General features: G+C 76.1%; 16 protein-coding genes and 1 pseudogene. 12 read left to right on the top strand and 5 right to left on the bottom strand.

Annotated features, from left to right (window positions below; genetic code table 11):
* Positions 1-13: 13 nt before the first annotated feature.
* The gene (locus ACWERV_RS27720) at positions 14-2,782 is read left to right on the top strand and encodes a BTAD domain-containing putative transcriptional regulator (protein ID WP_452938030.1); all 2,769 of its coding nucleotides are present in this window, start codon (positions 14-16) and stop codon (positions 2,780-2,782) included.
* Positions 2,783-2,807: 25 nt separating this feature from the next.
* Here ACWERV_RS27720 and ACWERV_RS27715 read toward each other — a convergent pair whose 3' ends face one another.
* On the bottom strand, positions 2,808-3,185 hold the full coding sequence (locus ACWERV_RS27715; RefSeq protein WP_452938027.1) for a DoxX family protein: 378 nt from the start codon (positions 3,183-3,185) through the stop codon (positions 2,808-2,810).
* A 207-nt stretch (positions 3,186-3,392) separates the two neighbouring features.
* Between ACWERV_RS27715 and ACWERV_RS27710 the strand changes: the two genes are divergently transcribed.
* Together ACWERV_RS27710 and ACWERV_RS27705 are read left to right on the top strand one after the other, a co-directional pair.
* Positions 3,393-4,691, top strand: coding sequence for a helix-turn-helix domain-containing protein (locus ACWERV_RS27710; RefSeq protein WP_452938024.1), 1,299 nt, complete (start codon positions 3,393-3,395; stop codon positions 4,689-4,691).
* Positions 4,692-5,019: 328 nt separating this feature from the next.
* The gene (locus ACWERV_RS27705; protein ID WP_452938021.1) at positions 5,020-5,397 is read left to right on the top strand and encodes an HIT family protein; all 378 of its coding nucleotides are present in this window, start codon (positions 5,020-5,022) and stop codon (positions 5,395-5,397) included.
* A gap of 18 nt (positions 5,398-5,415) precedes the next feature.
* Here ACWERV_RS27705 and ACWERV_RS27700 read toward each other — a convergent pair whose 3' ends face one another.
* A complete protein-coding gene (locus ACWERV_RS27700) occupies positions 5,416-6,738 on the bottom strand; it encodes a hypothetical protein (protein WP_452938019.1) in 1,323 nt (440 codons plus the stop codon).
* Positions 6,739-6,883: 145 nt separating this feature from the next.
* On the opposite strand from ACWERV_RS27700, the gene ACWERV_RS27695 reads away from it, so the two are divergent.
* The 4 genes from ACWERV_RS27695 to ACWERV_RS27680 all read left to right on the top strand — a co-directional run bounded on the left by ACWERV_RS27695 (position 6,884) and on the right by ACWERV_RS27680 (position 12,156).
* Positions 6,884-8,713, top strand: coding sequence for an Hsp70 family protein (locus ACWERV_RS27695; RefSeq protein WP_452938016.1), 1,830 nt, complete (start codon positions 6,884-6,886; stop codon positions 8,711-8,713).
* A 118-nt stretch (positions 8,714-8,831) separates the two neighbouring features.
* Entirely contained in the window at positions 8,832-9,755 is a 924-nt protein-coding gene (locus ACWERV_RS27690; protein WP_452938014.1) for a hypothetical protein, read from the top strand.
* Positions 9,752-11,014, top strand: a complete 1,263-nt coding sequence (locus ACWERV_RS27685; RefSeq protein WP_452938012.1) for a hypothetical protein — start codon at positions 9,752-9,754, stop codon at positions 11,012-11,014. Before ACWERV_RS27690 ends, ACWERV_RS27685 begins: the two co-directional genes overlap by 4 nt.
* Positions 11,014-12,156 (top strand): patatin-like phospholipase family protein, encoded by a 1,143-nt coding sequence (locus ACWERV_RS27680; RefSeq protein ID WP_452938010.1) that lies wholly within the window; start codon positions 11,014-11,016, stop codon positions 12,154-12,156. Before ACWERV_RS27685 ends, ACWERV_RS27680 begins: the two co-directional genes overlap by 1 nt.
* Positions 12,157-12,176: 20 nt before the next feature.
* Here ACWERV_RS27680 and ACWERV_RS27675 read toward each other — a convergent pair whose 3' ends face one another.
* Positions 12,177-12,971 (bottom strand): alpha/beta fold hydrolase, encoded by a 795-nt coding sequence (locus ACWERV_RS27675; protein ID WP_452938008.1) that lies wholly within the window; start codon positions 12,969-12,971, stop codon positions 12,177-12,179.
* A gap of 62 nt (positions 12,972-13,033) precedes the next feature.
* Between ACWERV_RS27675 and ACWERV_RS27670 the strand changes: the two genes are divergently transcribed.
* Positions 13,034-13,453 (top strand): MarR family winged helix-turn-helix transcriptional regulator, encoded by a 420-nt coding sequence (locus ACWERV_RS27670; RefSeq protein ID WP_452938006.1) that lies wholly within the window; start codon positions 13,034-13,036, stop codon positions 13,451-13,453.
* A 23-nt stretch (positions 13,454-13,476) separates the two neighbouring features.
* Here the strand turns inward: ACWERV_RS27670 and ACWERV_RS27665 are convergent, their stop codons facing one another.
* Both ACWERV_RS27665 and ACWERV_RS27660 read right to left on the bottom strand, forming a co-directional pair.
* Positions 13,477-13,755, bottom strand: a complete 279-nt coding sequence (locus ACWERV_RS27665; protein ID WP_452938004.1) for a hypothetical protein — start codon at positions 13,753-13,755, stop codon at positions 13,477-13,479.
* 73 nt (positions 13,756-13,828) lie between these two features.
* Positions 13,829-14,842, bottom strand: a pseudogene (locus tag ACWERV_RS27660) (MFS transporter); the annotation flags it as partial.
* A 116-nt stretch (positions 14,843-14,958) separates the two neighbouring features.
* Between ACWERV_RS27660 and ACWERV_RS27655 the strand changes: the two are divergent.
* The 4 genes from ACWERV_RS27655 to ACWERV_RS27640 all read left to right on the top strand — a co-directional run bounded on the left by ACWERV_RS27655 (position 14,959) and on the right by ACWERV_RS27640 (position 18,612).
* Positions 14,959-15,453: a MarR family winged helix-turn-helix transcriptional regulator gene (locus tag ACWERV_RS27655; RefSeq protein ID WP_452938002.1), complete on the top strand. Its 495-nt coding sequence runs from the start codon at positions 14,959-14,961 to the stop codon at positions 15,451-15,453.
* Between the two features lie 177 nt (positions 15,454-15,630).
* Positions 15,631-15,834 carry a cold-shock protein gene (locus ACWERV_RS27650; RefSeq protein ID WP_031512004.1) on the top strand — a complete coding sequence of 68 codons (204 nt, stop codon included), beginning with the start codon at positions 15,631-15,633 and terminating at the stop codon, positions 15,832-15,834.
* Positions 15,835-15,922: 88 nt separating this feature from the next.
* Complete coding sequence (locus tag ACWERV_RS27645) at positions 15,923-17,536, top strand: DEAD/DEAH box helicase (RefSeq protein ID WP_452938000.1); 1,614 nt, start codon at positions 15,923-15,925, stop codon at positions 17,534-17,536.
* A gap of 158 nt (positions 17,537-17,694) precedes the next feature.
* Complete coding sequence (locus ACWERV_RS27640; RefSeq protein WP_452937997.1) at positions 17,695-18,612, top strand: aminoglycoside phosphotransferase family protein; 918 nt, start codon at positions 17,695-17,697, stop codon at positions 18,610-18,612.
* The last annotated feature ends 340 nt before the right edge of the window (positions 18,613-18,952 follow it).

Genomic DNA, 18,952 nt, shown 5'->3' with positions numbered 1-18,952 from the left:
GGAGGATGGGGGTATGCGCATCGACGTCCTCGGCACCGTTCGGGCCCGCAACGACGACGGCAGCCCCGTCGCGCTGGGCGGGCCCCGCCACCGGGAGGTGCTCGCCCGGCTCGTCGCCGCCGAGGGGCGGATGGTCGGCACGGACACCCTCGTCGGCGACCTCTGGCCGGACCCGCCCGCCCGCGCGGTCGGCGCCCTGCGCACGTTCGTCGCCGCACTGCGCCGCGCCCTCGAACCCGACCGTCCGCCCCGTCACCCCCCGCGCCTGCTCGTCACCGAAGGCCCCGGCTACGCGCTGCGCCTCCCCCGCGCCGACGTCGACGCCCAGCGCTTCGAGGACAACCTGACCGCCGCCCGCCGCGACCCCGCCGCCCCGGACGCGGCAGCCACCCTCACCACCGCCCTCGCCACCTGGCGCGGCCCCGCCTACGCCGACGTCCCCGCCTCCCCCTGGGCCGACCGCGAACGCACCCGCCTGGAGGAACTCCGCCTGGAGGCCGTGGAACTGCGCGCCCGCATCCTCCTCGACACACCACCGGGCTTCGGAACGCAGCCGAGCACCTGGCCTGCGAGCAGTACCGAGACCCGGAACGTCCCCGGCCCCGGCGGCGCAGCCGCCTCGCGGGAGGCCGCAACGACCGCGGCGCAGCGACACCCGCCGCGGGGCGCGGAGGACGCAGGCCGTGACCCCGCCGGACACGGAACCGGGACCGCCGACGGCACGAACACCGCGACCGGGGACCGGGGTGACCCGCCGGCCGCACGCAACGGACACCCGCATGGGACCGACCCGGACCGAGCCCGTCACATCGCCCCGCATGGAACCGGGACCACCGACAGCACGAACACCACGCCCGGAGACCGGGATGAGCCACCCGCCGCACGCAACGGACACCCGCATGGGACCGACCCGGACCGAGCCCGTCACATCGCCCCGCATGGAACCGGGACCACCGACAGCACGAACACCACGCCCGGAGACCGGGATGAGCCACCCGCCGCACGCAACGGACACCCGCATGGGACCGACCCGGACCGAGCCCGTCACATCGCCCCGCATGGAACCGGGACCACCGACAGCACGGACACCACGGCCAGCGACCCGACCGAGCCACCCGCCGCACACAACCGACGCCCAAACAAGGCCGACCCGGACCGAGCCCGGACCGGGGCGGCCGACGGCACGGACACCGCGACCGGGCACGCGGACGGACCGCAGGGCGCCCGGAACGGGACCGGAACTGGCGCGCCGGACCGGGCCCGTCGCACCGCCGGAGCCGGGTCCGAGCCCGCCGACAGCGCCGACCCGCGCGACGCCCCGGACGTGGCAGGGCCGCAGGGCAGCCCCAGCGACGGAGGCGAGGCGTACGGCGCCGGATCGGGGGTGGCGGCGCTCGTCGCCGAGCTGGGGGCGCATGTCGCCGCGCATCCGTGGCGGGAGCCCGCGTGGGGGCTGCTCGCCCGAGCGCTGCACCGTGCGGGGCGGCAGGCCGATGCGCTGGCCACCCTGCGGCGGGCCCGGGAGATGCTCGCCGACCGGCTCGGGCTCGACCCCGGCCCGGAGCTGCGGCGGGTGGAGGCGGAGATCCTCGGTGCGGACGCGCCCGCCGGGTGGGCGGCCCCGGGGGTACGGCTCGGGCCGCGCACCACGGTGGACCTCGCCCGTACGCTCGCGTTCGCGGGCGGCGAGGCGCTGGTGGCCTCGCGGCGCGACCGGCTCGCCGCGATCCGCGCAGCGGAGCGTACCGGGGACCCCGGGCTGACCGCGCGGGTCATCGGCGCCTACGACGTGCCCGCGCTGTGGAGCCGCGCCGACGACCCGGCGCAGTCGCGCGCGGTGGTCGCGGCCGCCGAGCGCACGCTCGCCGCGCTCGGCTCCGCCGCCCCCGCGCCCGTGCGCGCCCGCCTGCTCGCCACGGTCGCGGTCGAGAGCCGCAGCGCGGGCCTCTCCGCCGCGGAGCGGGAGCGGGCCGGGCAGGCGGCGCGGCAGGCCGAGGCCCTGGCCCGGGAGGCGGACGACCCCGCCCTGCTGGCCTTCGCGCTCAACGGGACCTTCCTGCAGTCCTTCACCCGCCCCGGCCTCGCCGGGCCGCGGGACGGGATCGGCGCGGAGATCCTTGCCTTGGCGGGCGGCCACGACCTGCCGGGCTTCGCGGTGCTCGGGCGGCTCGTCCGGCTGCAGTCCGCCTCGGCGCTCGGCGACCTGGACGCCGCCGCCGGGCACGCCGAGGCCGCCGAACGGCTCGCCGCCGTCACGGAGGCGCCGCTCGTGCCCGTCCTCACGGGCTGGTTCCGGGCCCGCGCCGCGGCCGCGCGCAGCGCCGGGAGGGGCGGGCCGTCCGCCGCCGAGGCGGCGTCCCGCTACCGCGAGGCCGAGGCCGCTCTGCGGACCGCGGGGATGCCGGGGCTGCACCGCGGCCTGTTCGCGCTCGCCCTGCTGGGCCTGCGGCTGCTGCACGACCGCCCGGCGCCCACCGACCCGCGTCTGGACTGGGGCCCGTACCTGCCGTGGGCGCGGCCGCTGGTGCTGCTCGCGCAGGACCGCGCGGACCAGGCGCGTACCGCGCTCGCCGCGCTGCCCGAACCGCCGCGCGACCACGTGCAGGAGGCCCTGTGGTGCCTGACCGCCCGCGCCGCCGTACGCCTCGGCGAACCCGGCACGGCAGCCCGCGCCGCGCGGGCCCTGCGCGACGCCCGGACGGAGGACGCCGGGGCCGCGAGCGGCATGCTCACCCTGGGTCCGGTGGCGGGGTATCTGGCGGAGGCGGAGGCCGCGGCCTGACCCCGCGCAGGGCGCGGGTCCGCGCTCAGCCCTCCCCCGCCGCCTCGTCCCGGGCGACCTTCAACGCCCAGAGCACCAGCGGGAGCTGGACGGGCAGCCGGGCGTAGGCCACCGCTCTGAGGGCGGGGTGGCGGCGCCGCCAGTCGTACGCCATCTTCACGTTGGCCGGGAAGACGGCGACGAACAGGCCCGCGGTGAGCAGCGCCGCGGGGCGCCTGGTCGCCGGGGCCAGCAGGGCGGCGGCGAGGGCGAGTTCCGCGGCGGCGCTCGCGTTCGTCCAGTCCCGGGGGCGCCCCGGCAGCGATCGCGGGACGATCGCGTCGTACGGCTTCGGCACGGCGAGATGTGTGACCCCGGCTCCGGCGAGCAGGCCGGCGAGCAGACGGGCGGAGCGGACGGACACCGCGGCCTCCTGGGTGGGCGGGGCCGGTCCGGACGACCGGCTACCCGTCGGTAATACCACGGCGGCGGCGCCATGGGCACGGCCCGGCGGAACGTACCTCCGGTGGCGGAATCCGATCGTCCGAAGTGCCCCCGAGGGTGGTCATGAAGAGGGTAATCTGACGATATCTCATACCGTCGCGGTACCGACCCGGGGGGAAGCGGGCAGGTGGTGCAGCGCACGGCCGGCCACGGCCGCACAGAGCACGAGGCGGAACAGGAAACGGAGCAGGATCCGGCGCAAGGGGCGGCGCCGGGGACGGAGTTCGGGAGGGAACTGCACCGGCTGCGTGAAGCGGCTGGCATGTCCTTGCGCACGCTCGCCCGCGAGGCGCAGTGCAGCCCCGCGCACCTCAGCCGGATCGAGCACGGCCAGCGGCAGCCCGGCCACGGTGTCGCCCGGCTGCTGGACCGCGCGGTGGACGCCCGCGGGCGGCTGCTCGCGCTGCTGCCCGGCGACGGCGCGCGGCACACGCAGGACGCGCCGGGCGACCCTCCGGACGGGTCGGCGGACGAGTCGGCCGACGGCCCGGCGGGGCCCGTCCCCTGGGTGCCGGACCCGCGCGACTCCGCCGCCGTCGCCGCCGCGTTCGGCGCGGCGGTCTGGCACCTGCGGGTGCTGGGGCGGCAGGTGCCCGCGCACGTCGTCCTGCCCGGTGTCGCCGAACAGGCCCGCTCGCTGCGGGAGATCGCCCTCGCCGGGCGGACCCCCGACCGCACGCTGCTGCGCCTGGCCGCGCACACCGCGGAGTTCGCCGGCTGGATGGCCCAGGAGAGCGGCCGCCCCGCGGAGGCGGCGCGCTGGACCGCGGAGGCGGGCCGCCTCGCGTCCCTGGGCCGGTTCCACGACCTGCGCGCCTACAGCAGGGTCCGGCAGGCGGAGCTGGCGATGTACGCGGGCAGCGCGGCCACCGTGGTCGAGCTGTGCGAACGGGTGCGGCACTCCCGCGAGTACGGCGTACGGGTCCGCGCCTTCGCCGCCCAGCGCGCCGCCCAGGGCCACGCCATGCGCGGCGAGGTCGTCGCCGCCATGCGGGCGCTGGAGCAGGCCCGCGAGCTGTGGTCCGCGCAGCCGGACGAGCGGCCCGACGCACTGCTCATCGGGTCCGCCGCGATCGGCGACCCCGGGCAGCTCGTGACGGGCTGGTGCTGGACGGACCTCGGCCGCCCGCGCCTTGCCGCCGAACTGCTGCACACCGCGCTGGGCCCGGCCCACCGCGTGGAGGGCCGCCGGATCCGCGCCCTCTTCGGGGCGAGGGCCGCACGGGCGCTGGCGGAGGGCGGTGAGGTGCAGGAGGCGGTGGAGCTGGGCCGCCGCGCGATGCGGGCCGCGTCCGCCACGCACTCCGCGACGGCGCGCGGCGAACTGCGCCTGCTCGCCGTGGCGTTGGAGCGCGCCCCGCAACACCGCCCGGCCACCGACCTGGTCCGCGCGATCCGCGCCCTGCCCGGCCCGACGGGCGGCTAGGACGACCGGGAACGTCCACGGGCACGGCGGCCTTCGGCCCGGCGCCGCACCGCCGTGCCGGGTCGGCTGTGGGTGCCCGCCGCAGGGCGGCCCCCGCGCCACGCCGTGCCGGAACCCCGAGACCGTCAGCTCCTGTCAGGAGGACCACGACGGGACGTCACCCACCGGGCACCGTCCCCGCCCGCACAGCCCGGTGCACCTCAGGCGTGCGCACCGGAGCCGTCCGCCGCGCGGCGGATCCGGCGCCCCCGGCAGCTCCCGGGCGGCGTGCTCCCCGGCGTCGTCGGTGACAATGGCCGCAGGGACGGCGACTGCGGTGAGGGCGGCGATGACCGAGGGAGCGCGTGACGGGGCCGGGGACGCGGCGGGCGGGTGCCCGTTCTGCGAGCTGCTGGACACGCCCGGCCATCCCGCCGTGGTGGAGCGGTGGCCGGACGCGGTGGCGCTGACGCCGCGGGGTCCTGTGACGGAGGGGCACGTCCTGGTCGTGCCGCGCCGCCATGTGCGGGACGCGGCGGCCGACCCGGAGGTGGCCGCCGCGGCGATGCGGCACGCGGCGCGGCTGGCGGGGCGCTTCCCGGCGTGCAACATCATCACGAGCTGCGGCGCCGAGGCCACGCAGACGGTCTTCCACCTCCATCTGCATGTCGTCCCGCGCCGTGACGGTGACCGACTGGCCCTCCCCTGGGTTCCGGCGCCGCGCTGAGCCGGTGGGGCGCGGCGCTCATCGGTCCGCCACCACCTCCCACACCGGGGTGCGGACCACCACCGGGCGGTCCCGGTCCGCTTCCGTGGTGAGCAGCGGCATCCACAGCGTGCGCACGCCCCGGCGGTTGACGAGCCGGCAGTCGCGGCCGCAGCCGGGGCAGCGGACGCGGCCCGCGGCCAGGCCGTCCTGCGGGGCGTCGAAGTAGCCGAAGGCGTCGACCCCGCCCCCGGACTGCTCGGGGGCGCGCAGGAACGCGTCCCAGTCCAGATCGCCGGGCGCCCGGCCGCGCGGGGCGCAGCGCGGGCAGGGCACCCGCACCCGGGACCAGAAGTGGTCCTGCACCACCTCCGGGTCGTAGAAGCCCCAGCGCCGCAGCAGCCGGGAGAGCGGGCGGGCCGGGCCGGTCGGCGGGATGCGGCTCTCGGGCGCGGAGGAGACCGGGTCGCAGTTGGTCAGCAGCACGGTCAGCCGCCGTACCTGCTCGTGGTCCGGCAGCCGGAGCAGCCCGCGGGCCGCCGCGGACGTCAGGGGTGTCGTGCCGGGCACGCCGGGCAGCACGACCTGCGCGTCCTCGATCCTGGGGAGCCGGCCGAGCCGGTGCCCGCCGGTGTGCAGCAGCATGTACGCGGCGCACATCAGCTCGCCCGCGCACCAGAAGGAGTCGGCGTAGTCGCCGGTGAGGTAGACCAGGATGCGCGAGGTGGCCTCGATCTCGCGCTGGAGCCGGGCGACGCCCTCCCACATCTGGGCCCGCGTGACGACCTCGGTGGGGTAGGAGAACTCGCACGGCGGGACCATCCGCACGGTCGTGCCGCGGTCCCGTTCGAAGGCCTCGCGCCACTCCTCGGCCTCGCGCTGGTGGGTGCCGCGGAAGCTCAGGAAGTGTGCGGCGGGCCGGTCGTACATCCAGTAGTGCCCCGCGGGCGGCGGGCCGTCCGGCCGGGGCTGCGCGGACGGGTCGCCGAACCGTTCGGCGAGGTGGCGGGCGAGCCACGCGCCGATCGCGTCGTTGTCGAAGGTGCTGCCGTGCACGGGCGCGAACTGGTGCCACGTGAGCACGTTGCGCGGCAGCGGGGTGCGGCTGACGATCACGTTCTTGCGGCGCAGCTTCGTCCACATGGTCATCGCGTCGTAGACGCCGCGCTCGTCCTCCAGCGAGGCGTCCCAGATCGTGACGTCGGTGCGGCCGAACTCCGCGCGCGTCCCCTCGCGCCGGTCGGCGGGCGGCCGTACGACGCGCAGTTCGGCGCGCAACCGTGCGGCGAGCGGGGCTATGTGACGGTCCAGCAGGTCCTGGCCGCCGTCGGTGGCCGGTGCGAAACAGGTCAGCCTGGGCACGGTCGGCGAGCGTAGCGCGCCCGCGCGTCAGGCAACACCGCAACACCGGGAAGACGGCGTGAACCGGCACAGACTGGCTTCACCGCGCACACCAGGAGCGCCGGCGGCCCGCGCCGCCGCGCGCCCGCGCACAGGGGAGCAGGCCATGAACACCACACCCGCGACCGGCGCCGTCAGGGTCGCCGCCGCCGTCGACTTCGGCACCCACGGCACGGGATTCGCCTGGTCGGTGATCGAACCGCTCAACGACGTCGCGGCCGAGCGCACCATCATCCGGTCGTCGTACAAGCCGATGGGAAAGTACGAGATCACCCAGGCGAAGAACCTCTCCGCGGTACTCACCGGCGCGGACGGCGCGGTGGTGGAGTGGGGTTACGCCGCGCGGGCCCGGTGGCTGCAGCTGCTGGAGACCGGGACGACGGACGGCTGGGGATACGCCACCGGCTACAAGATGGCGCTGCGCGCCGACACCGGCGAGATGGGCGTCGCCCGCGCGCAGGGCACCGCCGACATCCGCGGCACGGCGGCGGTGCGCAGCCTGGTGACCGGGTGCCTGGCCAAGGTGCGGGCCTCCGCCGAGGAGACCCTCGCCGCCTCCGGGTTCCTCCCCGGCGAGGTGCGCTGGTGCCTGACCGTCCCCGCCATCTGGGACGAGGACGACAAGCAGCTGATGCGGGAGGCGGCCGTCGCCGCGGGCTTCCCTGACGACGAGGAACGGCTGCTGCTGACCTACGAGCCGGAGGCCGCCGCCGTCACCGCCTTCCTCTCCCTGGGGCTGGTCATCGACGGCACCGGGCAGACCGACCGGGTGCCCCTCACGAAGGCCGGCACGCGCTTCATGGTCGTCGACTGCGGCGGCGGGACCGTCGACATCACCGCCTACGAGTCCCTCAAGGACGGGACGATCCTGCTGGCCGAGATCGGCGCCGTGTGCGGCGGGCGGCTCGGCTCCGAGTTCCTCGACCACGCCTTCCGCACCGAGCTGCTGGCCGACCGGCTCGGCGCGGACCTGGTCGCGCGCTTGGCGACCAGCCATCCCGACGAACTCCAGCGGATGCTCGACCAGTGGGAGAGCCACAAGGCCGACGACCTGGTGACGGAGTCCGACGAGGAGACCGGCGAGCTGCGCCTCGCGGAGTCCGGCTACCTGTGGGTGGAGGTGCCCGGCGCGGTCTGGGAGCTGCTGGACGAGGACCACCGCAGCCGGCTCGCGGCGGCGTCCGGGCGCCGCTACCGCCTGGAGTTCACCGCGGCCGAGGTGCAGCGGGTCTACCAGGGGCTGATCGACCCGATCCTGGCGCAGATCGACGAGCAGTTCACGGCCATGGGCCGGACCCCGCCCAGGGTCGCCGACGCGGGCGGCGCACCGCAGGAGTACCTGCTGCTGGTCGGCGGCTTCTCCGGCAGCGGCTATCTGCGCGAGCACATCCACCGGCGGTTCGGCCACCGCATCCGCGTCCTGCGCCCCGTCCACCACGACCGCGCCGTGCTGGAGGGCGCCGTGCACTACGCCTACGACCCGGGCATGATCGCCTCGCACCAGGCGCGTTTCACCTACGGGGTGTCGCTGTACCAGCCGTGGGAGGAGCGGGACGGCCCCGCCCGGCGCGTCACGATCGGCAGCAGGACGCTGTGCGCCCGCCGTTTCGAGGTCGCCGTCGTCCGGGGGCAGACGGTCGAGACCGGCGAACACGTGGAGGTGTCCGACCTCGGCCCGGTCAACCGCAGGTCCACGGAACTGGCGCTCGCCTTCTACCGGACCAGGGACACCAGCCCCCGCTACACCGACGAGACCGGCTGCGAGCCGGTCGGGACCATCACCGTGCCCGTCCCGCGCCACCACCGGCGCAAGGGCAACACCGACCACTTCACCCTCCGCCTGTACTTCGGCGACACCCAGATCAGGGTCGAGATGCGCGACGACCGGACCGGCGCGGTGACCAAGGGCGCCATCGCCTTCTCCCGCATGCGCTGAGCCGTACGGGCGCACGCGCCGCCGGGCCGTACCGGCGCAGGACATCCCCCAACCCCACGACCCCCGGCGCGCGGACCGCCCGGCGCCGGGACAGCACGCACGGAAGGAGGCCCACGACATGCACGACCACGGCGGGAACGGGCCGGGAGCCCGGCAGGCGCGCCACGGGGGCACGCCTGCGGGACGCCATCTGACGGAACTGCTGGGTCTGTTCGACCCGGCGGAACTCAGGGACCTCACGGACAAGGAAGTGGACGAGGTGCTGCGCAGACTGCTGTTCATGTTCCGCTGGCTGCTGACCGGCGGACCCCATCGTGCCGAGGAGCAGCTCCGGGCGCTCCGTACATCGGTCACCGCCCTGGAGAAGACCACGGCACGCCTCACCGAGCGGCTGGACGCCGCGGACCGCGTACGCGCCGGCCAGCACGAGCAGCTGAGGCTCATGCAGGGGGCCGTGACCCGGCTGCAGAACGACCAGCAGGCCCCGCACCGCGAACTGGGCGCGAACTGGCAGAAGCTGCTGAGCGACCGGGGGCTGGTCCGGCTGGTGGAGAACGCCGCCGCGCACGCCCCGGACCGCGGCTGGGACCCCGCGGACCAGTCGGAGGCCGCGCACTGGGCCCGGGTCCGCGACGAGGCGGCGGTGCAGCGCGCGGCAGCGGAACTGCTGACCGCGCGGGAGGACGTCGACCGGGCCGCGCTGGAGAGCCTGCTGGTGCCCGCGGGCACGGACGGCGCGAGGGCGCGGGCCGAACTGGCCGACCTGGCCTCCCGGGCCGCCGGGCTGCACCGCGAGGCCAGCCAGCTGAAGTTCCGCCCCGTCTTCGACTTCTCGCGCCCGGAACCGGTCGTCACGTCCGCGACCGCGATCCTCTACTCGCCGGAGTGCGGCTACGGGCGGCCCGCCGCCTCTGTGGTGCTGCCCGCCTACCGGCTGGGCGACCAGCGGATGACCAAGCCGACCGTGCTCACCGAACGCGCCGCTCCGGCCGCGGGGCGGGCCCAGGCGGCGCCCGGCGGCGCCGGGGAGGACCCGGCATGAGCGTCCTGGACCTGCGGGTGCTCGCCGAGCGGATCCCGCTCGTCGCCGACCGCGCCCTCGTGGAGATCGTCAACAGCACCGAGACCGCCGGCCACCTGGCCGACCACCGGGCCGCGGAGGGCTTCTTCCGGCGCCTGTGGTCCAAGGGCACGGGCGCGGACCGCAAGCGCGAGGTGCAGGGGGCGCAGGCGCTGGCCCGCGCCCAGCGCCTCACCGTGGACCTGGTGCGGGACCTGGGCGAGCACCTGTCCTTCACCAACCTCAACGTCGCGCTGGTGTCGAGCCGGCTGGACGAGCTGGCCCGGGAGACCGAGGACAGCGGCCGGCTCGCCCGGCAGAGCCTCGGCGAGGTCTCCGAACTGGCCTCGGTGGTGGCCTCGTTCATGGACATCACCACCCGTCGGCTGGACGCGGTCGAGCTGCGCCTCGACACCCACGCGGCACTCCTGGACGCCCATGCCGCCGCCCTGCTGGAGCTGGAGCGGCGGCAGGTCCACGCCGAGCTGTGGCAGAACTCCCGGGACACGGTGGATGCGCTGATGCGCAAATGGCGCACCTACGGCGCCTACCGCACGCTGCCCTGGCCGGTCCAGGCGCTGCTGCTCGCCCGGCAGCTCGCCGCGGGCAAGCCGGGCGAGCACGAGGCGGCCACCGGCGACCGGGAGTGGCGCGAGCGGCTGACCGACGAACTGCTCGCCGACAGCGGATACCGGCAACTGCGGGACGACCTGGGGTGGCGTGAGCGGCTGCCGCTGGCGGCCCTGCTCTCGCACGTGCTCGCCGGGCTGCCGGGCGCCGACGAGCGGCTGATGGTCGCCGAACTGCTCGGCGCCGGGCTGCCCGTGGGGCTGCGGCCGCCGCACGGCCCGCTCGCGCTGGTGACCGCCCGCACCCTGGAACTCGCGGTGCTGCGGCCGGAGGAGCAGGAGAAGCACCTCATCCACCAGGCCCGCCAGGACACCTTCGCGGAGTGCCTGACCAGGCCCGGGGCGATGACCGCCCAGGAGTTCGTGCGCTGGGCGGTGGAGGAGCAGGCCGACGCGGCGCGCGCGGCCCGCGGGCGGATCGGCCGCGGGCTCGCGCCGGGCGGACGCGGCGCCCTCCCGGCGGCGCCCCTGGCGCCGGACGCGGCGGCGGTGCCCGTCCCGGCGTCCCTCGCGGCTCCGGAAACGGCACCCGTCCCGGTGGCCGTCCCGGCTCCGGTCGCTGCTCCGGCCGCTGCTCCGGTCCCGGCTCCGGCCGCGGAAGGGAGCGCGTGATGGGCGGTGCCACGCCCGCGAAGGGCCCGGACGAGGTCCCCTCGCTCGTCGCGCGGGCCGAGGCGCTCGCCGCGCGCCCGGTCCCGCCCGTCGCCGCCCGGCGCGAGGGCCCGCAGCCGCTGCCGCTCGCGCCGCCACCGGAGCACCGGGTGGGGCTGGTGCTGGCGGGCGGCGCGGCCAAGGGCGCGTACCAGGTCGGGGCGGTGCGCCGGCTCGCGGAGGCCGGGGTGCAGCTGACCGCGGTGGCGGGGACGAGCATCGGCGCCCTCAACGCGGCGGTGCTGGCCTCCTCCCCCGGCCTGGCCGCGGGCGCCGACCGGCTCGGCGCGGCCTGGGAGTGGTTCACCGGGCGCTTCGGCGCGGGGCCGTTCGGACCGGCGGACGGCACGGACGAGGAGTTCACCGTCCAGTTCGGCAACCTGGCCCCGCGGCTGCTGCGCATGCTGGCGCGGCGCGGCGACCTCGAACACCTGGTCCGCACGTCGGTGGACACCCGCGCGCTGCGCACCGGCATCCCGTGCCGGGTCGCGGTCTATCCGGTGGAGGCGCCGATCCCGCTGATCTTCTTCCGGCTGCGCGCCGCGCAGGCCGCCGCCCAGGTACTGCGCCGCTACCAGGGCCTGCGCTCACGCATGGTGGAGCTCAACACGCTCTCCGACCAGGAGGTGGTGGACACGGTGCTGGGCAGCGCCGCCCTGCCGCTGCTCTTCCCGCCGCGCAGCGCGGGCAGCGGCTACTACCGCGACGGCTTCCTCGGCGGCGACAACACCCCGATCCGCGCCCTGGCCGACGTCGACCACTGCGACGTCGTGATCGTCGTGCACCTCGCGCCGGGCGAGACCGTCCGCGCCGACGAGCACAAGGGCCTCACCCTCCTCCAGATCCGCCCCGCCCGCCCGCTGGTCCCCAGCGGCCCGCTCGGCGGGGTGAGCGGCCCGCTCGACTTCTCCCCCGCCCGCTACCGCACCCTGCACGACCAGGGCTACCAGGACGCCGACGCCCTGATGACCCGGCTGGACGCCCTGCTGGGCGCCACCGCCGCCGTCCGCCACTCCGAACGCCTGATGGCCGAGCGCGTCCAGCGCCTGATCACCCCGCCGCCGCGTCCGGCCTCCGGCCTGGACGAGGGAAGCGGCGGCTGAGCCGGGCGCGGGGCCGCCGCTCACCCGGCGGCGGGCGGTGCGGCGGTGCGCCGCAGGTGGGCGTCGACGAGGGCGAAGGTGGCCTCGGGACGCTCGATGTGCGGGAGGTGGCCCGCCGCGGGGATCACCTCGAACCGCGCGTCGGGGAAGGCGGCGGCGTAGGCCTTGCCGTAGGCCGGGGTGACGACGCGGTCGCTCTCGCCCCACAGCACCGCGGTGGGGACGCGGACGCCGCCGAGGCGGGCCGACAGGCCGGGGTCGTGCATATAGGGGTCGCCCGCGAGGACGCGCATGGTGGCCGCGTTGGCCTGCCGCCGGGCGCGCTCGGCCGCGGGCAGGGTGGCCGGGTCGGCGTAGTGGGGGTCGGCGTCGTGCCAGGAGTGCTCGGCGAGGCCACGGGCGTCGAGGGCGAAGACATCGGTGATCGGCTCGCCGACGACGGCCACGCCCACGGCATCGACGAGGACGAGGCCGCTGATGCGGCCCGCGGTGTCGCGCAGGGCCATCTCGGCGGCCACCCACCCGCCGAGCGAGGAGCCGACGACGAGGACGTCGCTCAGCCCGCGGTCGCTCAGGTGGCGCAGGTGGGCGACGGCGAGGTCGTCCACGCCGGAGAGCCGCTCGGGCCGCGGGGTGCCGTCCCATCCGGGGTGGACGGGCATGAGGACGTGCGCGCCGCGCGAGAGGTGCCCGGCGAGCCCGGCGGTCGTCGCGGGGCCGCCGCCCCCGTGCAGGACCAGCACGGGCCTGCCGCTGCCGGCCTCGGAGACGGTCAGGGGCAGGTCGGGGTACAGGGTTCGGGTCGTGGTTCGCATGACCGCCACTTTAACTAAACATCTTTATATAAGCTAGTTTAGTCATGCTCTAGGCTTGCTCCATGCATGGTGAGCTGCAAGAACTCGGCAGGGCGGTCAAGCAGGCCCAGTACCGCCAGCACCGGTCCCTCGACGCCGCCCTCGCGGCCGTCGGCACGACCCTCGCCCAGTGGGACGCCCTGCGCGCGATCAGCCGCTCTCCCGGCGCCTCGGCCCGCGAGCTCGCGGCGGCGACCTTCCAGACCGAGCAGGCCTTCGGCACCCTCGCCACCCGGCTGACCGCCCAGGACCTCGTCGAACGCCGCCCCGGCCGCGGCCGCCGCATCGCCCACCACCTCACCCCCGCGGGCCAGGAGGTCCTGGCCGCCGGGCACACCGTCGCCGACGAGGTCCTCACCGCCTGCTTCGCCCCGCTCCCCGCCGCCGACCGCGCCACCCTGCTGACCCTGCTGCGGCGCCTCACCGCGGAGCCCGACGCCTGATCCGCGCGGACACCCGCGCCGGATCAGATGCCGCCCGCCGCCGGGGCGGGCGGCACGGGGTGCGGACCGGGCTCGTACCGCAGCAGCGCGGGAGTCCTGGCCGCGGCAAGGAAGAGGCCCGCGAGGCAGGCGGCTCCCCCGCTGACGGCGCTGAACGCGGGTGAGACGAGGGAGCCCACCGCGCCCGCCTCGGCGTTGCCCAGCCGCGGTCCGGCCTCGCCGGTCACGAAGCCGACCGCGTTCACCCGGCCGCGCAGGGCGTCCGGGGTGCGCGTCTGGAGGATCGCCGACCGGGAAGACACCCCCGACCATGTCCGCCGCGCCCGCGACGGCCAGCAGCGGCACCGCCAGCCACACCGACCGTGCGAGCCCGAACCCGGCGACCGCCAGCCCCCAGCAGCAGCCGGCCGCGAGCAGTGCCCGCCCCTGCCGGCGCACGCCCGGCAGGGCCCCCGACGCCGCGGCCGCGAGCACCCCGCCCGCCGCGGGCGCCGCGTAGAGCAGCCCGGCGGTGCGCGGGCCGCCGTGCAACTGCCCCTGCGCGAAGGCGGGGAAGAGGGCGAACGGCATCCCGAACACCGTGTTGTTGACGTCCAGCAGCAGGACCGACCGCAGGGCGGCGTGGTCGCGCACGAACCGCAGACCCTCGGTCACCGACGCCAGCCCCGGCGCGTCCGCCTTCCGCCGGGCGGGCATCGGCGGCAGCCGCAGCGCCGAACGGACCACGAAGACGAAGCTCACCGCGTCCAGCGCATAGGCCGTCGCCGCGCCCGCCGAGGCGATCAGCACCCCTGCGAGCAGCGGACCGGCGACCACGCTCGCCTGGAAGGACATCTGCTGCAGGGCCGCACCCTCGGTGTACCGCTCCGGCGGCAGCAGCAGCGGCATGAACGTGCGCGACACGGGCGTGCTGAGCGCGAACAGGCACGCCTGGACACCCGCGAGCAGCAGAAGCAGCCACAGCTGCCGCACGCCCAGCGCCGCCTGGAGCGCGAACACGGCCGAGACCAGCGCCGACAGCCCCGAGGTCAGGGCGAGCAGCCTGCGGCGGTCGAAGGAGTCCGCCAGGGCCCCGCCGAACAGGCCCAGCGCGATCGTCGGCACCGCCTCCACCAGGCTCACCAGCCCGACCGCCGCCGGTGAGCGCGTCAGCGCGTACACCTGGAGGGGCACCACGACGCCGGTGACCATATTCCCCGTCGTCGATACGGTCTGGCCGCACCACAGCCGCCGGAAGTCCGGCGAATCCCGCAGCGGCCCGATATCGACCAGCAGTTTCCCGCGTACCGCCCGGCGTAATTCCGTATCCGCCGTCCCGGCCGCGCCCGTGGAATCCGCCGCAGGTGTCCCGGACGGGGACGTGCCGCCGCAATCCGTCGGATCTGCCACGACCGGCACGTTATCCGGGCGCCCGGACGGCGGCAAGACCGCCGCGATCCGCACGACCGGTCGGCGGCGGAACCGCCGGAAAAGGGCCGGGCGCGCCCGGCGGCTAGGATGCGCGCATGGCCGACAGCGACCCGGGCGACCCCACGGAGCAGAGCCTCTGGCGGCCGCTGAGCGTGCTCCAGGCCACGATCGACGCCGACATCGCACGGATCTACGCCGACCAGCGGATCGAGGGGCTCAAGCCCGCCTACGTGATGGAGCTGCTCCGGCTGCACGCGCGCGGTCCCATGACCATCGCGGAGCTGGCCGAGTCCGTCCGGCGCACGCACTCCGCGCTCAGCCAGAAGGTCGCCGCGATGCGGAAGGCCGGGTGGGTCACGACGGTCGTCGGCGACGACGCGCGGACCAGGAAGGTCGCGCTCACCGACAAGGCCCGCCGGGTGGTCGGGCAGCTGGCGGCCGAGTGGCGGGCCACCGAGGCGGCCCTCGCCGAACTGGAGGCCGAGATCCCCTACCCGCTGTCCCGCGCCGTCGCCGACGTCGAGCGGGCGCTGGGGCGCCGGAGCTTCCACGACCGGGTCGCCGCGAAGCTGGCCGACGGCTCCGGATGAGCCCGGCGCGGCGGCCGCGGGGCCGTCCGACGCGGGGCGCCCGGTCGTGCTACGATGAATGCGTTGCAGTTGTGGTACCCATGAACCTATGTGCGCCTGACGGAAATGTTTCCTGCAGGCGCATTAGTTTTTTCCGGCATCTCCGGATGGGGCCTCTGCCTACTGAAGGAGAAAGTCATGGCACAGGGAACCGTGAAGTGGTTCAACTCCGAAAAGGGTTTCGGATTCATCGAGCAGGACGGCGGCGGCCCGGACGTCTTCGCCCACTACTCGAACATCGCGAGCCAGGGCTTCCGTGAGCTCCACGAGGGCCAGCGGGTCAGCTTCGACGTCACGCAGGGCCAGAAGGGCCCGCAGGCGGAGAACATCGTTCCCGCCTGATCGCAGGAACGCGGAGTAGCTCGCCGGGATCCGCACCGTCACGGTGCGGATCCCGGTTTGTGTTGTATCCAGGAAGGCAGACAGCCGCATGTCCCGCAGGTCCCAGAAGCCGAACGGCCGCGCCGCCGCGCCCGCGTCGTCGGCGCCCTCGTCGCCCAGGGAATTCCGGGTGCCGGAGAGCACGACCCCCGCACTTCCCGCAGTCGAGGAGTTCGCCGACCTGGACATGCCCGCGGCCCTGCTCACGACCCTCACCGCGCAGGGCCTGAGCACACCCTTCCCCATCCAGGCCGCGACGCTGCCCAACTCGCTCGCGGGCCGCGACCTGCTGGGCCGCGGCCGCACCGGCTCCGGCAAGACGCTGGCCTTCGGGCTCGCCCTGCTGGCCCGGACCGCCGGGCTGCGCGCGCAGCCCAAGGCACCGCTGGCCCTCGTGCTCGTCCCCACCCGCGAACTCGCGCAGCAGGTGACGGACGCGCTGACGCCGTACGCGACGGCGGTGAACCTGCGGCTGGCGACCGTGGTCGGCGGGCTGTCGATCACCAAGCAGGCCGCGACGCTGCGGCGCGGTGTCGAGGTCGTCGTGGCGAGCCCCGGCCGGCTCAACGACCTCGTCGACCGCGGGGACTGCGTGCTCGGCGACGTGCGCATCACGGTGCTGGACGAGGCCGACCAGATGACGGACATGGGCTTCCTGCCGCAGATCACCAAGCTGATCCGGCAGGTGCGCCCCGACGGCCAGCGGATGCTCTTCTCGGCCACCCTGGACCACAACATCGACCGCCTGGTACAGCGGTTCCTGACCGACCCCGTGGTGCACTCGGTGGACCCGTCCGCCGGTGCGGTGACCACGATGGAGCACCACGTGCTCCACCTCCAGGACGAGACCGACAAGAAGACCGTCACCGCGCACATCGCGGCCCGCGACGGCCGGGTCCTGCTCTTCCTCGACACCAAGCGCTCGGCCGACCGGCTCACCAAGCGGCTGCTCGCCGTCGGCGTCCGGGCGGCCGCGCTGCACGGCGGCCGCTCCCAGCCGCAGCGCAACCGGACGCTGGAGCAGTTCCGCAACGGGCAGGTCACCGCGCTCGTCGCGACGAACGTCGCGGCCCGCGGCATACACATCGACGACCTCGACCTCGTGGTGAACGTCGATCCGCCCACCGACCACAAGGACTACCTGCACCGCGGCGGCCGCACCGCCCGCGCGGGCGGTTCCGGCAGCGTGGTCACGCTGGTGCTGCCCGAGCAGAAACGCGACGTCACCCGGCTGTTCTCGCACGCCGGCATCCGCCCCCGGATCGCCCGCCTCACGTCGAGCGACGCCGAACTGGCCGAGATCACCGGCGCCCGCGTACCGTCCGGCACGCCGGTGACGATCGAGGTCCCGCAGCCCCCCGCCCCCACCAGGACCCGCGCGCCGCGCAAGCCCGCGACACGGTCGGGCGGCCAGGCGGGCGGCAGGTCCGGCGGCCAGCCCGGCGCCCGGTCCGGGGGGCAGCCCGGAACGAAGGCCGGCGCCCAGCCCGGACGCCGCCGGTCCACGGCGTCCGGCGCCGCCTCCGGCGCCTCGGTATCCGCCCGCAAACCGGCCGCCACCGCCGCTTCCGCGGGCCGCGCGGCCACCCAGGGCACGGGCGGCGCGGGCACCCCGGGCCGCAGCTCCCGCCGCCGCGGAGGACGCCGCAACCCCGCGGCCTGAGCACGTCTGCCGCCCGCCGCGCCCTACGAGCACCCCGCCGGGCGGCTCGTGAGGCGCGGCGGGTGACGGGGCAGCGGGTGACGGGGCAGCGGGTGACGGGGCAGCGGGGCGCCGCGGACCGGTGAACCTCTCCGGTCACCGCACTAGCCTTGCCCGGCATGACGGCCACCGAGACGGACATCACCGAGGACCTGATCCGGGAGCTGCTGCGCGAGCAGTGCCCCGCACTCGCCGACCGCCCCCTCGCGCTGGGCGCGCGCGGCTGGGACAACCAGATCTGGCGGCTGGGCGACGACCTGGCCGTACGGCTGCCCTGGGCGACGCGGTCCGCCGACGAGCTGCTGCGCAACGAGCACGCGTGGCTGCCCGGCCTGGCCCCGGGGCTTCCGCTGCCGGTGCCCGTCCCGCAGTACTTGGGCGAGCCCTCCGCGCGCTTCCCGCGGACCTGGATCGTCACCACCTGGGTGCCCGGCGAGCCGGCCGACCGTGCCCCCGCGACGCGGCCCGCGGAGTCCGCCGACGCACTGGCCGCCTTCCTCACCGCGCTGCACCGCCCGGCCCCCGCGGGCGCCCCCACCGGGCGCGGCCGCGGCGGACCGCTGTCCGCCACCGCCGAGCACCTCGCCGACGCGCTCTCCTCGGCGGCCGAACTCGGCCTGGTGGACGCCCCGGACGCACTCCGGGCGGTCTGGGAGGACGCCGCGGCGGCACCCGAGTGGGCGGGCCCGCCGATGTGGCTGCACGGCGACCTGCACCCGGCCAACGTCCTGACCGCCGACGGCACCTTCTGCGGCGTCATCGACTTCGGCGACCTCCTGGCGGGCGACCCGGCCCTCGACCTCGCCGCCGCCTGGATCCTGCTCCCGGACGGCGCCGCCGACCGCTTCCTCGGCGCCTACCGCCCCTCCCCCGACCCGGCGACGGTGCGCCGCGCCCGCGGCCACGCGGTGCTGCGCGCCCTGATGTGCCTGCACATCGGCGACGCCGGGGACCACGGGCGTCCCGGCGGCAAGTCCAGCTGGGGACCGCCCGCGCGCGCCGCGCTGCACCGACTGGCCGCCACCGCCGACCGCTGAACGGGCGGTGCTCCAAGAACTCGTCAAGAGAGCACGCCCGCGGCGCTGGTAACGCCACCACGCCCCAGGGGACGTATCCGGTCAAGCGGTGGCAGTGCGTCAGAGGCGGGGCCGTGGGCGGGTGTTCGCGCAACCATGCGCGCACCGCAGGAACACCGCGGCCGGGCAGGCGCCGAAGGGAACGCTCCGATCGCCGACCGCGCACGCACCTTGACGGTCCCTGAGGGGCGGTGCGAACATCGCCGTCACCGAGGAGATGTTTACGCAAACAGAGCCCGTCGCCGGGTGATGGTTGCGCAACCATCGCCGCCCTGCCCTCCCCCGCCCTCGCCTCCGGCAC

The organism is Streptomyces sp. NPDC004031 (assembly GCF_053604375.1).
The sequence above is the reverse complement of the archived record's forward strand: the minus strand, read 5'-3'. Positions and strand labels throughout refer to the sequence as shown.